The sequence below is a fragment of the Pseudomonas sp. GW823-FHT02C02 genome (assembly GCF_058797635.1).
The window spans coordinates 392,121-405,455 of sequence record NZ_JBXAJV010000001.1; the positions used below are offsets into that span (position 1 = coordinate 392,121).

The following is a 13,335-nucleotide window of genomic DNA, read 5'->3' on the forward strand; positions in this document are numbered from 1 at the left end:
CGGACCAAGCACCAGCGCTGATTCAGGTTGCTCCGCCGGAAAGTGCCTGACGTTGATAAATATCAACTACCGACGTGAGCCCCCATAAGAGGAGCAGCCTTTCATTCCACCGTACTTGATCAATATCAATCGGAGCGGGCCTTCCCTTCTTCACACTGCCGAAAAGTCCGCAGACGACGTGGAGGCGAGAATGCACACCCTGCAAGACGAGGTCATAGCCTTTCTCTCCAGGCCGTCCAGCTACGGCACGTCAAACCAGCCCGTGGAGCGTATCGAGACCCATGGTTCGGTGATTTTTCTGCATGCCAACCGCGCCTACAAACTCAAACGCGCCGTGGCGTTTGCCGAGCTGGATTTCCTCAGCCTGGAAAGCCGCAAAAACGCCTGTGAGGCAGAGTTACTGCTCAATCGACGGACTGCGCCGACGCTGTATTTGAGCCTGTGTCCGATCAATCGCCAGGCGAATGGCCAGTTGGCGCTCAACGGTTGCGGACCAGCGGTTGACTGGCTCGTGGTGATGCGCCGCTTCGCTCAGGATCGGCTGTTTGACCGTATGGCCGTTGAAGGACGTCTGACTGAACCGATGATGGAACAGTTGGGGGCTGAGATCGCCCGCTTTCATGCCAATGCGCCCATCACTCCTTCTTACGGTCACATCCCGGACCTGTATGAAGAAATCGAGAAAAACCATCGGGAAATGTCTCGCTACCCACCCATCCTCGATTTCGCGACAGTCACCGCGATTGCTCATACCTCCCGGACCCTGTTGGAGTCGTTGACCGGCTGCCTCGAAGATCGCCGCCGTGAGGGCCGCGTTCGCCGTTGCCATGGTGATATGCGCTTGGCCAATATCTGCCTGCTCGACGGTCAGCCCACCCTCTTCGATGGCATCGAGTTCAGTGAGCGGCTTGCCTGCATCGATGTGCTCTACGACCTGGCTTTTGTGCTGATGGACCTGCAACACCATGGCCTGAACAGGTTAGGTGCTCGGCTGTTGTCCAGTTACCTCAACCACAGTGATGTGCAGGAAGACTGCAAACCCTTGGCGTTTTTCCTTTCTTTGCGGGCTGCCACGCGCAGCTTCTCCCTTGCGGGTGCAGCGCTACGTCATGCCGATCCGGCCAAGCGATACGAGAAAAAAGAAAAAGCTGTCCAGTTGATGCACCAGGCACTGAGTTACTTGCACGGCGAAAACCCGATTCTCAATCACCTGGCGATGTCTGAGGCGGCCTCCTATACATGACGTTATCCACGATGGGCGTTTCATTCAGGGAAAGGAGCCTGGGCCAGTGATTCCTTTTCCGGAATATCCGTCATGGTCGCCTCGGTCAGCAGCAAGATACTGGCGACTGAAACAGCATTTTCGAGGGCAATACGCACCACCTTGGTCGGGTCAATGATGCCGGCTTCTTACATGTCGACATAGCAATTGGCAGACGCATCGAAGCCAATGTTCCCTGGCTCGGCGAGCATGCGCGCAACCACGACGCCGGCATCCACCGCCGAATTTTCAGCGATCAGTCTGGCCGGAGCTTCCAGCGCCCGGCGAAGAATCTGCAAGCCGGTCCTGGCATCGCCCTCATATTGGGCCTCTTCGGCCGCGATAATCGGGACGGCCTTGAGCAACGCAAGACCACCCCCCGGCACAATGCCTTCGGCGATCGCCGCCCGGGTCGCTGAGATGGCATCATCCAGCGCATCCTTGCGCGCCTTCATTTCAGCTTCGGAAGGCGCCCCGACCCGGATCACCGCAACTCCGCCAGACAGCCTTGCCAGTCGTTCCTGAAGCTTTTCACGGTCGTAATCGCTGGTGGTACTGTCTAGTTGCGCACGGATCTGCTGCAAACGCGCCTCGATGGCCTCGCGCGTACCGGCGCCCCCTATCAGCGCCGTGCTGTCTTTTTGCACCACGACTCGATGTGCACGTCCCAACTGGTTCAGTTCCACCTGTTCCAGAGTGACGCCCAGTTCGCTGGAAACCACCGTTGCCCCTGTCAGAACGGCCATGTCCTGCAGCATTTCCTTGCGCCGATCACCAAAGCCCGGAGCCTTGATCGCCACCGCTCGCAGAACACCGCGTATCTGGTTGACGACTAGCGTGGTCAACGCCTCACCCTCGATATCGTCCGCGATCAAAACCAGTGGTTGCCCGCTTTTAGCCACGAGTTCAAGCAAGGGCAGCAAGTCTTTGAGTGCACCGATCTTATGGTCACAAAGCAGCAAGTAGGCGTCATCGAGTTCGACCTGCATCTTCTCGGCATCGGTGACGAAATAGGGTGAGACATAACCCCGGTCAAACCGCATGCCTTCCATGACTTCGACCACTGTTTCGGTGGTCTTGGATTCCTCGACACTGACGACGCCTTCAACGCCGACCTTTTCCAGGGCGTCTGCCACCAGCTGACCGATGACGGCATCGTTATGCGCCGACAGCGTGGCGACCTGGGCCTTTTCCTTGGGGGTGCTGACCGGACGTGACTGGGCGGCCAGGGATTCGACGACCAACAACAGCCCGCGATCCAGGCCGCGCTTGAGGTCGATTGCACTGGCGCCCGCGACGACGTTACGGATGCCATCGGCCAGGATTGCATGGGCCAGCACCGTTGACGTACTGGTCCCGTCCCCTACCGCATCGCCTGTGCGTTCGGCCGCCTGACGCAGCATTTGCGCGCCCAGGTTTTCCTCGGGGTCGAGCAAGTCAATGCGTTTGGCGATCGTGACGCCATCATTGCAGACCGTCGGATTGCCCCATTTACTCTGGATCAGTACCGATTTTGATTTTGGCCCCAACGTCACTCGCACGGCGTCTGCCAACTGTGTGGCGCCACTCAGGATTTTCTCGCGGGCTGCAGCACGAAACACGATTTTAGTGTGAGCCATCAGGGTGTTCTCCTGGCCAGTTTTACAACAAGTGCGTTTTGGCAGCTTCTATGAACTGGCCCGGGCGACGTTGACTTTTATCAACAAACTCACAACGCCACCGCGCCCCAGACGGCCCGAACAATGCGCGCACCGTCGGGATGACCGACTGTCAGTTCACGTCCCGGAATTGACAAAGATCAATTCGCGCAGCAAGAAACAGAGTCCAAATGAGGGCGTGTGTTCAGCAGGCTGAAAGCAGAAGGGATCTGTTTTTCAGTCACGGTTTCACGGTTACAGGTGAGATCTTTTCCCATTTGATGCGCGAGGAGAAAAGCCATGGACAAGTTTCAGCAGAGTCAAAAAAGCAAGCTGTTCAAAACATCCACTCATGACCCCTATTGCTCGCAGCGGGTTGAAGGTTCAGCCATCTGCCCGCAGTGTGATGCGGTCTATCAAGCCGGGAACTGGACTTGGAAACACCCTGAAAACACGGTCATTCATGATGCGCAAACAGTGACGTGCCCAGCCTGCCGACGCATCGATGACAACATGCCAGCGGGGACGCTCACGTTATCGGGCAGCTTCTTGCTCAAGCATCGAAATGAAATCATCAACCTGATCAAAAACACCGAAAAAAAGGAAAAAGCCGAGCATGCCCTGGAGCGCATCATCGGCCTTACCGACTCAGCGGCTGCTCTAATCGTGACCACGACCGGCATCCATCTCGCGAATCGCCTGGGCCATGCACTGGAAGCCGCGTTCAAAGGGAACTCTGATTACCGGTACGGCGATGATAAGTATGGCTTGAGCGTCAACTGGACACGTGACGAATAGAACCGGGCGCGGTTGTCTCAATATGGAAAGTTGAGGGGGGATCAGGACACCGAGCTCACCTTCTTGTGCTTCCAGAAGGAGTACGACCATGGCCACCAATGAATCAGCCTCGCCGCATGCAACCAACCTTAAATCGATCAGCCATAGCAGGGCGTTGTTTTTTGAAGCCGACCGTTTGAACGATCAAGCCTATGCATTTTTGAACGAGCCCGTTTCGGCGCAGACCATCCATAAGTTTTCTGACGCAAAAAAACGGGCGGATGAAAAATACCGACAAGCCTGGCAGGAATGGTTGCATACCAGGGACAAGAACAACCGATGACAGCACGTGAATGCTGTTGGGTCAGCAGCGTAGCCAGCCGTGGCATGGCGTCCGGCGTCAGCGATCAGTCGGGCTCGATTGCACGCTTTTCCGAAACCGTGCTGAGCGTTTCGGCGTTCTCGTTGTTACGCCGGACGTTGGGGCTGAGCCAGACGCAGACACTGAATAATCTTCCCTACGTGTTACGCGGCAAACTGGCGGGCGGCTTGTTTGGAACGGTGCGCTTCGTCGACACCGGAAAACTGCGCTTGCCGAGGTCGACAGCCCGGAACTCGGTCATACCGACAATGAATATCCCCTGTGGGAGGGAGCCTGCTCGCGAAGACGGAGTGTCAGTCAATACACGGTTTTCCGACACACCGCATTCGCGAGCAGGCTCGCTCCTACAGGGGTGATGCTGTTCAACCAGTGACGGTTATGCGGTGAAACGGACGCCGGGCCTGGCGCGCTCATCGACGCTCAACTCGAACACATCCGGGCGCGCGTAGTGACCGACCACGTCGTAGTCATAACGCGCGCGGACCAGGTCGTCGGTGTCGATTTCGGCGGTGAGCAACCCGGCCCCGTCACGCAACGGCCCCGCCAGAATGTCGCCCATGGGCCCGACGATCACACTGCCGCCCGCAATCAGCGGCCGATCCGCTGGCCAGTTGGCAATCTCCACGCCCAGGGCTTGCGGTGAATCCTGAACCTGGCAAGCGCTGACCACAAAACAACGGCCTTCATGGGCGATGTGGCGCATGCTGACCTGCCACATCTCGCGCTCATCCACGGTGGGCGCGCACCAGACCTCGATGCCTTTGGCGTACATCGCCGTGCGCAGCAGCGGCATCATGTTTTCCCAGCACACCACCGCGCCGATTCGCCCGACCTGGCTGTCGATCACCGGCAACGTCGAGCCATCGCCCTTGCCCCAGATCAATCGCTCAGAGCCCGTGGGCATCAGTTTGCGGTGCTTGGCGACCAGGCCGGCCTGCGGATCGAAATACAGCGCCGTGCAATGCAACGTGCTCCCGGCGCGCTCGATCACGCCGATGACCAGGTTGGCCCCGGTGCGCGCCGACAACCCGGCCAGGGCGTCGGTTTCGGCCCCGGGCACGTCGATGGCGTTGGCAAAATAGCGGGCAAACGCTTCGCGACCTTCCGGCAGTCGGTAGCCCAGCTGAGTGCCGAACGTCTCGCCTTTGGGATAACCCCCGAGCAACGCTTCGGGCATCACCACCAGCGCGGCGCCGGATTCGATAATCGCGTTTTCCCAGGCAAGAATCTGTTCCAGGGTCTCGGTCTTGCCGCCGGGCAAGGCGCCGATTTGCAACGCTGCGACAATGGATTTTGGCATGGCGATCTCTCCGAAAGCGTTGAGGTGTTGCCCATTCTCATGCGCCACGGGATCATGAATAAAGCCCGACTCACTGCTGAATGATATGAGCCAAATGAATATCGCCACTGTTGACCTCAACCTGCTCAAAGTTTTCGAAGCGCTGCATGAAGAGTCCAGCGCCAGCCGCGCGGCGTTGCGTCTGGGCGTGACGCAATCGGCCGTCAGCGCGGCGTTGCGGCGACTGCGCGAGCTGTATGGCGATCAATTGTTCGTGCGCACCGGCCGTGGCCTGGCACCGACGCTCAAGGCCAATCAGTTAAAACCGGTGGTGAGCGATGCGCTGAACAAATGCCGTCAGAGCCTGGCAATGGTCGATCCGGCGGCCAATCATTACGACGGGCGCTCGGTCACGGTGGGGTTATCGGATGATTTCGAGGTGGCCTACGGCCGGCGATTGATCGAGGCCATTGCGCGCAGCGCGCCGAAGTTGCGCCTGATTTTTCGGCAAACCCACAGCCAGATCGTCGCCCAGGCATTGATGGAACGCAGCATTGATCTGGCGATCACCGCGGGCGGGTTCAGTGAGCGGTTGCTCAGTCGTCAGGTGCTGGGTGAAGGCGGTTATTCGTGCCTGGTGGATCCGCTCAGCCTGACCCCGGGGCAACAGACTCTCACGCTTGAGGAGTTCGTCGCCCGCGAGCACATTCTGGTGTCGTCCGGCGGCTTTATCGGGATCACCGATGAGGGGCTGGCGGCGCTGGGGCTGAGTCGGCGGGTATGCGCCTCGACCACCCACTTTGCGGCGTTGCCACACTTGCTCAAGGGCAGTCAGGCGGTGGCGACCATTCCGGCCCACGCCGCTCAAAGCATCGCGACGCTCTGCGGTCTGGCGCTGCTGCCCTGCCCTTTGGCGTTACCGCGCTACCCGATCGAACTGGGCTGGCGCACCAGCACGCAGCTCGATCCGGTGGTGTTGAAAGTGCGCGAGGCCATTGTCGCGAGTTTTGCGTGAAGGCAGGCCTTACTTGGCGGCCATCAAGCGATTCACTTCACTGCGCACCATATTGGCGAACTCCGGGGGCGACATGGCATCAAGTTCGGCACGAACCCATTCAGCCCATTTGCCTTTGCGCTTGGCGCGTTCGCCAAACAACCGCGCGGCCTCGCCCTTGGATTTGCCAAGGTTGCTTTGCCAGAGGTCGAACAGACGGGATTTCTCATCTTCAAGCGCTGCGCGCTCAGCCAGGGGTTTGTCGGCCAGATTGAAGCTCATGGGAGTTACCTGCTGCGTAAAATAGGCGACATCTTACACTGTAGGACGAAATATCCGACTCGGGATTTTTCCTTGGCGTACAGTCAATGCGCAAAGTCGCTGCAACTTTTTCAGTTGCCGCAGACTCCATTGTTCACTGCCCATTTACCTGCAAGGAGTACCCAATGGCCCGGAAAACCGCCGCACAAACCGCCGAAGACCAGATCAAGGATCAGGCATTCAGCGAACTTCAGGCACTGATCGAAGAATCGGAAAAACTGCTCAAAAGCAGCGCTTCTCTGGTGGGTGAGGAAGCCGAGACCCTTCGCGGGCAAATCTCTCAGAAACTCCAGCAGGCCCGGGACTCGGTCACCAGTGTTCGTGACCGCACCAAACCGGTGGTCGACGCGACGGAGACCTACATCGGTGGCCATCCATGGCAAACCGTGGCCATCTCCGCCGGGTTCGGCCTGGTGGTCGGGTTGCTGCTGGGCCGCCGTTAAACAGAAATACATCGAAACTGCAGGACCCAGGCTTGCCGGCGAAGGCGTATTTGAAATCGCCTTCGCCGGCAAGCCTGGCTCCTACAAAAAAACGTTTCAGAGCCCTGCCAGTTCTCGCAGGTTTGCCAGCGTCTGAGCGTTCAGCTGAATGCCTTGAGCGTTGGACTGAGCTCGCTGGTGGTGACGTCGATCACCCGGCAGGCGCTTGAGCCCTACGCTGTGCATCTGACGCACCAGTTCCTGGCTGCGTTCGGCGAAATTCTGCCCGGCAGCCTTGCTCGGATCGATCACGATCAGCAGTTGGCCGGTCCATGGCGTTTTGGCTCCCGGATGGTTCTTCCAGTCGAACTCGAAGGAGAAATTGCCGCCGGTCAGGGCCGCCGCCAACAATTCGACCATCATCGACAGCGCTGAACCTTTGTGCCCACCAAACGGCAGCAGCGCGCCCCCCTCCAGAATCGCCTTCGGATCCTCAGTCGGCTGGCCAAGGCTGTCCACGCCCATGCCTGCCGGCAAGCGTTCACCTTTTTGCGCGGCAATCTGCACATCCCCATGGGCGATGGCGCTGGTGGCCAGGTCAAAGACAATCGGCTCACCGTCAGCCCGGGGTGCGGCGAAGGCGATCGGGTTGGTGCCGAACAGCGGCCGGTCGGCGCCGTGGGGCACCACGCACGTCATGCTGTTCACTACGCTCAGCGCCACCAGCCCTTCATAGGCAAACGGCTCGACATCCGGCCACAGTGCCGCGAAATGATGGGAGTTGCGGATCGCCAACACCGCAATCCCGGCGCTGCGGGCCTTTTCCACCAGCAGAGCCCGGGCGGCCGCAAGCGCGGGTTGGGCAAAACCGTTAGCCGCGTCGACCCGGACAAACCCCGAGGCGACGTCCTCGACCACGGGCACGGCCTGGCCGTTGACCCAGCCGCTCTTGAGTGTCGAGACATAACCTGGAATACGAAACACGCCATGGCTGTGGGCGCCATCGCGTTCAGCGCCGGCGCAGTTCAGCGCCAGGGTCCTGGCGACATCGGCGGAGGTGCCATGGCGCAGGAAAATTTGCTCAAGCAATACAACAAGCGCGTCGAAATCGAGCGATGGGGTGGTCGAACTGACGGCCACTTCGGGCGTTGCGGTCATCTGAAGCTCCAGTTTTATTATTGAATACGGGCACCAGGGGAAACGAGGTTGCTCGGCAACCAACAGCAGACGTCGATTAAGCGCTGTTGTACCGGCGTCCTGTCAAGTCTCGAGCACCTGATCGGCTCAAGCAATATGTACCGCACCGAAGCACTCCGCTGACCGTAATGTTTTTCCTCAACCAATAGCCTGCGATGGCCACTGATCGCAGCCAATGAGGAACATCCATGACCACCCCCGCTGAGCCCTATTTTTTCGACGAGGCTGAACGCGCAGCCAATGCCAGACAACCCGGTGAACGCGAAAACACGCTGAACTTCACCCTCGACGACCTGAAATGGCTGAAGCACGTGTATTTGGCCACCCACGCTGCTCGCGTCGCGCAAAAAGAGCCCATGCAGGCCTGCCAACTGTTGTTGAAAGTAACCGGCAAAACAGACATTCCATTGGCCGGAGCCTTTGCCCTGAGCCGGCCCGAAAATGGAGAGGTCATCCTTTACACACCGTGGAAAGGCTTGATCAAGTTTGCCGATATGGCCGACCTCAAAAGCAAACTCAAGGAATGGCTGACGCAGGCCACAGGCAAACGCGAGCTGTTGCGCTTTCTCTCCATCGAACAACGCAGCGCTTTACCCGCCGCCACCGTTCCCGACATTGCCACGAAAGACATCGAAGACGCGGTGTTCCAGGATCAGCAACTGACCCTCGATCACAATCAGGAACAGAACATCAAAGCGATGAAGGCTGAGCTGCTGAAGACGCCAACCCTGCAATCGATGCTCGATGACACCCTCAAGCACGCGTTGCACAAGGCATTTCCCGCGCTGGACCAGCGTCTGACCCGGCTCAAGAGCTTCGTGAAGACCGTTTCAGCCTTCGACGGCAACGAAGACCTGCACACAATTTCCTCGATCCCTTTGAGCGATGCACTTCTGCACTTCTATCTGACCAACCAGTGGCCCACCGGCGATTCAAGAGTCTTCGCCAATCCCGAGCACAGCGTCAGCAACGACGCGGATAACCTGACGTGGGAAAGCGCGGTGAAAGAAATCGCGCAGAGCTTCACGCCGCACTTGCACAGCCTGCTCGCCTTGTTCTGGAACACATCCATGAGCACAGGCCTTTCACGCTTGGCGTTTTTCACCGAGGGCCTGCGTGACACCTTTCACCTGAAACTGCTGCACCAGCGCCAGAACGGTGGTTTGACCACGCAGGAATACCTGCGACTGATGAACGTCAGCCTTCCGCCTGACGCACACGACCCTCTTCGCATCGAGAAAATACGAGTGACCGCACCCTTCAGGCATTTTGCGGAGCTGGCCTCGACCTTGATGATCGGAGGCACCAACACCCTGGGTTTTCTGTACTCCCCTTCCCGAGGCATCGAAGCGACGAACAATCTGCCGGCAGTCAAAAACATCGTGCTGGAGATGATGAAAACCGAAGGGCATGAAGACACCTTGCTCAACTTCATGTCGCTGGACGAACGCGCCACCTTTCTTGCTTTGGAGCCGGTTGAGCGTGTGGTTGAGGGCAAACCGATCGTTGGTCCGGTGTTCAATCACTTAATGGCCGACATCCTCGGCAAGCAACGGGACAACCTGTCTCATGCGCTGAGCCGCTTGCGCAAAAGTGAAGGTACGCTCGACCCCCATGCCTTGCTCGACAGCGCACTGGATGTCCGGGGATTGATCGATGACCGTCTGCTGGCCTCCGACCCTTCAGGACGCTGGAGTACACGCGTGGACCGGCGCCTTGGCGCGCAACCGGCCACCGTCCGCGCCGAGTCGGCCAAGGAGGAGTTGTCGCGGCTCGATTCCGTCGAACAGGCGCTCGATCAACTTCTGGATAAACACCCGGCCATCTCCACGGCGACCCGCTCGATCACTGACGCTGAGCGCGTCCTGAGTGACTCCGTGGCCAGCTTGCAATCGACGTTTTCTCATACGTTGTCAACGGCATTGCGCAGTGAACTGAAGCTGCGTGCCGTCACCCGCACCTTGAGTACAACGGAGCAGGCAATCATCAAAACCGTGCTCGACAGCCCGATACACCTGCAGCGAGCGGCATTGAACGGCTTTCTGCCGGACGTGTTTTCCCTGGTGCTCAAGGCCGGCGATGCAGCGGATCCGTTGAAGCTGGCCAGCTGTTTTGTCCTGACTGAACGAGGCGGCCAGGATCCGGTGCATTCGGGCAAGGCGATTGTGTGGACACCTGCGTTGGGGTTTGAAGCGTTCAAAGGGCTGACGCCGTTGCTGACCGAACTCGGTCGACGCCTCGCCGACGTCAACCATCGCTCAATGCTGCTGGAGAACCTTGGTCGCAGCGAGCGTTTGCCTGGCCGGACTTACACGTTGGCGCCTCTGCAGCGGGTCTATGGGCATTTTCTTGATTACCTGCAAAAACCTTATGTGCACCTCGATGAGCCGTGCCTGACCGATGCGCTGGCAACAAAGCTCTCCGCGACGCCACTGACCCATCTCCTGGATCTTGTCTCGCTGCGTAAACCGATGACAGGGCTTGACCGTCCGATGGACATTGCACAATCCCTGACCACCCGGCAAAAACTGCCGGCATGGCTGGCCCAGGCATCCGTCAAAGAGCTGATTGTGCATGCCGAGCTGCTTCAGCAATACGTCGATAATGTGAAAGACGACCAGGATTACCTGACCGGCCTGCGGTCACTGCAACGCACGGCGCACCATGGCCTTGAGAAACAACTCAAGGCGGACGGCTTCAACATCGACCCTGACACTGTCCGGGTGCAAATCAACGCCCGCCCGACATCGACGGCCCACACCCAAACCCTGACCGACTTTGCCTTGACTCATCTCAAGTCGCTGGACCCACTCCATTTCAAACTGGTATCGCTTGATAGCACCGTGATTCCCGAGGGGATGAACGAGCGCTACATCAAAGAGCTGATCCGCAACCTGAAACCGGGCGACCATCAACAGAAAATAGTGAACGACGCCCTGGCCGACACCCCGGCAAACGCAGAGCGCCGCAAGCGCTTCTACACACAATTGCCCTGGCAATTAATGCATTACGCCCACGCGGAAAAACTTCAGGAGCGCCTGAGCGAGACCGGGTTTGATCTGATCCGGCAAGTCATGGACATGCCCGACGCCCTCGCCCGCGCGGCGGTCGACGGTGCCCACGCAATCATCCGTCCGCTTGAGTTCCTGGGTATCAGGCAGGCCCAATCGATCAAAGTGCCCGGTGTCTATCTGATCGGCTCGACGGCGGATCGCACTGGAGCGCAGGTGCTGATTGCGCCTCACAGCCCTGGGCACGGGATGAAAGAATATGAAAACGAAGCCCAGCTGCTGACAGAACTGAAGACCCGCGGACCGCTGCTCGACTGGCTACTCCTGAATCTGCAGAACCCTGACCGGACGCTGCTGGAAACCCGGATGGCGACCCCCCATCACCGCGTTGCCAGAGCCACGTCGTCGAACATCACCACGCTGGCTTCCCAACCGATCAAGGGGAACCTGTTCAAACACCTGCTCAATGACAACGTCGCCTTGTTGGGCCGATTGCTCGGTTGCCAGTCCGATGAGCGAAAACAAGGCGAATGGGCAACCATCAAGCATGTACTGGGCGAAGACCTGCACGAGGCCTATACATTTTTCATGGGCAAGCTCGCCTACCCGGAGACGGTGTGGCGCAGTTACCGCGACATCAAGCAATCTGCCGAAGACCTGCAAACCCATCGGTGGGGAGCCGCCGTAAAAGCGTTCATCAGCGGCGTGGCCGAACTTTCCACGCTGCGCCAGACACTGGGGGATTCAACGCTGCGGTCGTCGACACCGGCCCTACCGGCACCGGAAAAACCCGATACCCGGCTCAAATGGCAGGACATCGATGTCACGGGCCCCGAACGCACGAAACTCGCGCGCCACGAAAGCATGAACGTTGATCTGGGTTCGCTGACTTCAGACGCCACGCTTGGGCTCTACACCCACCCAACGACAAAACAACACTACGGGCCGGTTGAAGGAAAGGTGTATCCGGTCATCAAGCGCGGCAGCCGATGGCGCATCGGCGACACACGCGAGCTGGGCCCTCATCTGCGCCAGAACGAATCGAAGCAATGGTTGCTTGATGGACGAGAGTCGGCGCCTCGCTTCAGTCTGTTCGGACGCCTGGAGACTGCGAGATCGGTGTTTGATGGCATGAACGTCGATGCCTCGGGCATGTCCCGTATCCGACGATTGTTTCCACAGAAGGCCCGTCAGATTGACGAAGCGCTGGACCTGGCAACGACCTACGCCTGGAACAGCTACCGAAACCTGCAACAACTCAAATCCTCCGACGAGACCGTCACGCCCGTGCATCAGCTCATCATGGATTTCCTCGGTGTGCAGCATGTGCTGCCCGCACATGTCGAGCAGCTTGAAAAAGTCATTGGCGACGTTTTCGCAGCGTTGCTGGAGCCGTCACTGAGAAAACCGAAGTCCAGTCGTTTTGCCGTCGGCAGGCTGACCGAAGACGCCCAAAACACGTTTGCCTTCATTGTCGCCAAAGACAAAAACCGCAGAATCCACCTTGCAGAAAGATTCTTCGACCTTAGATTCGATCACTACCGTCAACACCTGACCGACGCGGCCTTCCCGATCGACACCCATGCACGGGCGGTGACGTTGATACATGAGTTGTCGCACATGGCCTGTCAAACCGAGGACATTTCCTATCTCGATCCCGGCAGGCCGTTCACCGACCTGATTGGAACAGCCACCCCGCTGGCCACAGAGCTCAAACGTGCGTTGACCCACGTGCAGAAAACGGCGCTTTCGATCCAGACCCCTTATACCCGGCTGTTCATGACCCAAGATCCTGATACCGGTGTGTGGGAAGATCTGGGCAGTAACTCCGACAAGGAATCCGATCGGGTGAAGGACCATATCCTGGCGTTGACTGGCGCAGAAAACCTCAGCGGAGCCCGCGAAACGTTCAAGAAAAACCCGCTGGTCAGGCTGACCGTACAGTTGGGCAACGCCGACAGTGTGGCCTGGCTGGTCAGTCATCTGGGCCGTGAACTGCACGTCAGTACGCCCTGATGTCAAAAATAATTCTCATTTGATGGTTAATTGCCATG

General features: G+C 58.6%; 9 protein-coding genes and 2 pseudogenes. 7 read left to right on the forward strand and 4 right to left on the reverse strand.

Annotated features, from left to right (window positions below):
• Window positions 1-190 precede the first annotated feature (190 nt).
• On the forward strand, window positions 191-1,243 hold the full coding sequence (locus AC1ROI_RS01690; RefSeq protein WP_102595239.1) for a phosphotransferase: 1,053 nt from the start codon (window positions 191-193) through the stop codon (window positions 1,241-1,243).
• 20 nt (window positions 1,244-1,263) lie between these two features.
• On the opposite strand, the pseudogene groL reads toward AC1ROI_RS01690, so the two are convergent.
• Window positions 1,264-2,880: pseudogene (groL, locus tag AC1ROI_RS01695) on the reverse strand (chaperonin GroEL).
• 318 nt (window positions 2,881-3,198) lie between these two features.
• Between groL and AC1ROI_RS01700 the strand changes: the two are divergent.
• The 3 genes and pseudogenes from AC1ROI_RS01700 to AC1ROI_RS01710 form a co-directional block, all read left to right on the forward strand.
• Window positions 3,199-3,696: a BCAM0308 family protein gene (locus AC1ROI_RS01700; protein WP_010460640.1), complete on the forward strand. Its 498-nt coding sequence runs from the start codon at window positions 3,199-3,201 to the stop codon at window positions 3,694-3,696.
• An 88-nt stretch (window positions 3,697-3,784) separates the two neighbouring features.
• On the forward strand, window positions 3,785-4,018 hold the full coding sequence (locus tag AC1ROI_RS01705) for a hypothetical protein (protein ID WP_010460643.1): 234 nt from the start codon (window positions 3,785-3,787) through the stop codon (window positions 4,016-4,018).
• A 29-nt stretch (window positions 4,019-4,047) separates the two neighbouring features.
• Window positions 4,048-4,278 (forward strand): annotated as a pseudogene (locus AC1ROI_RS01710) (LEA type 2 family protein); the annotation flags it as partial.
• Between the two features lie 155 nt (window positions 4,279-4,433).
• Here AC1ROI_RS01710 and AC1ROI_RS01715 read toward each other — a convergent pair.
• Window positions 4,434-5,357, reverse strand: a complete 924-nt coding sequence (locus tag AC1ROI_RS01715) for a carbon-nitrogen hydrolase family protein (protein ID WP_010460647.1) — start codon at window positions 5,355-5,357, stop codon at window positions 4,434-4,436.
• A gap of 85 nt (window positions 5,358-5,442) precedes the next feature.
• On the opposite strand from AC1ROI_RS01715, the gene AC1ROI_RS01720 reads away from it, so the two are divergent.
• Window positions 5,443-6,351, forward strand: coding sequence for a LysR family transcriptional regulator (locus tag AC1ROI_RS01720; protein ID WP_042932031.1), 909 nt, complete (start codon window positions 5,443-5,445; stop codon window positions 6,349-6,351).
• Between the two features lie 9 nt (window positions 6,352-6,360).
• Here the strand turns inward: AC1ROI_RS01720 and AC1ROI_RS01725 are convergent, their stop codons facing one another.
• Window positions 6,361-6,612 carry a hypothetical protein gene (locus tag AC1ROI_RS01725; protein WP_010460650.1) on the reverse strand — a complete coding sequence of 84 codons (252 nt, stop codon included), beginning with the start codon at window positions 6,610-6,612 and terminating at the stop codon, window positions 6,361-6,363.
• A 164-nt stretch (window positions 6,613-6,776) separates the two neighbouring features.
• On the opposite strand from AC1ROI_RS01725, the gene AC1ROI_RS01730 reads away from it, so the two are divergent.
• Window positions 6,777-7,094 carry an ElaB/YgaM/YqjD family protein gene (locus AC1ROI_RS01730; protein ID WP_010460652.1) on the forward strand — a complete coding sequence of 106 codons (318 nt, stop codon included), beginning with the start codon at window positions 6,777-6,779 and terminating at the stop codon, window positions 7,092-7,094.
• A 96-nt stretch (window positions 7,095-7,190) separates the two neighbouring features.
• Here AC1ROI_RS01730 and AC1ROI_RS01735 read toward each other — a convergent pair whose 3' ends face one another.
• The gene (locus AC1ROI_RS01735) at window positions 7,191-8,231 is read right to left on the reverse strand and encodes an Ldh family oxidoreductase (protein ID WP_102595503.1); all 1,041 of its coding nucleotides are present in this window, start codon (window positions 8,229-8,231) and stop codon (window positions 7,191-7,193) included.
• A 227-nt stretch (window positions 8,232-8,458) separates the two neighbouring features.
• Between AC1ROI_RS01735 and AC1ROI_RS01740 the strand changes: the two genes are divergently transcribed.
• Window positions 8,459-13,297 (forward strand): dermonecrotic toxin domain-containing protein, encoded by a 4,839-nt coding sequence (locus AC1ROI_RS01740; protein ID WP_102595502.1) that lies wholly within the window; start codon window positions 8,459-8,461, stop codon window positions 13,295-13,297.
• Window positions 13,298-13,335: the final 38 nt, after the last annotated feature.

Excerpts from the sequence above, each read along its gene's own strand:
- AC1ROI_RS01690 (WP_102595239.1), top strand. The coding sequence starts at position 191 with ATGCACACCCTGCAAGACGAGGTCATAGCCTTTCTCTCCAGGCCGTCC.
- AC1ROI_RS01700 (WP_010460640.1), top strand. The coding sequence starts at position 3,199 with ATGGACAAGTTTCAGCAGAGTCAAAAAAGCAAGCTGTTCAAAACATCC.
- AC1ROI_RS01705 (WP_010460643.1), top strand. The coding sequence starts at position 3,785 with ATGGCCACCAATGAATCAGCCTCGCCGCATGCAACCAACCTTAAATCG.
- AC1ROI_RS01715 (WP_010460647.1), bottom strand. The coding sequence starts at position 5,357 with ATGCCAAAATCCATTGTCGCAGCGTTGCAAATCGGCGCCTTGCCCGGC.
- AC1ROI_RS01720 (WP_042932031.1), top strand. The coding sequence starts at position 5,443 with ATGAGCCAAATGAATATCGCCACTGTTGACCTCAACCTGCTCAAAGTT.
- AC1ROI_RS01725 (WP_010460650.1), bottom strand. The coding sequence starts at position 6,612 with ATGAGCTTCAATCTGGCCGACAAACCCCTGGCTGAGCGCGCAGCGCTT.
- AC1ROI_RS01730 (WP_010460652.1), top strand. The coding sequence starts at position 6,777 with ATGGCCCGGAAAACCGCCGCACAAACCGCCGAAGACCAGATCAAGGAT.
- AC1ROI_RS01735 (WP_102595503.1), bottom strand. The coding sequence starts at position 8,231 with ATGACCGCAACGCCCGAAGTGGCCGTCAGTTCGACCACCCCATCGCTC.
- AC1ROI_RS01740 (WP_102595502.1), top strand. The coding sequence starts at position 8,459 with ATGACCACCCCCGCTGAGCCCTATTTTTTCGACGAGGCTGAACGCGCA.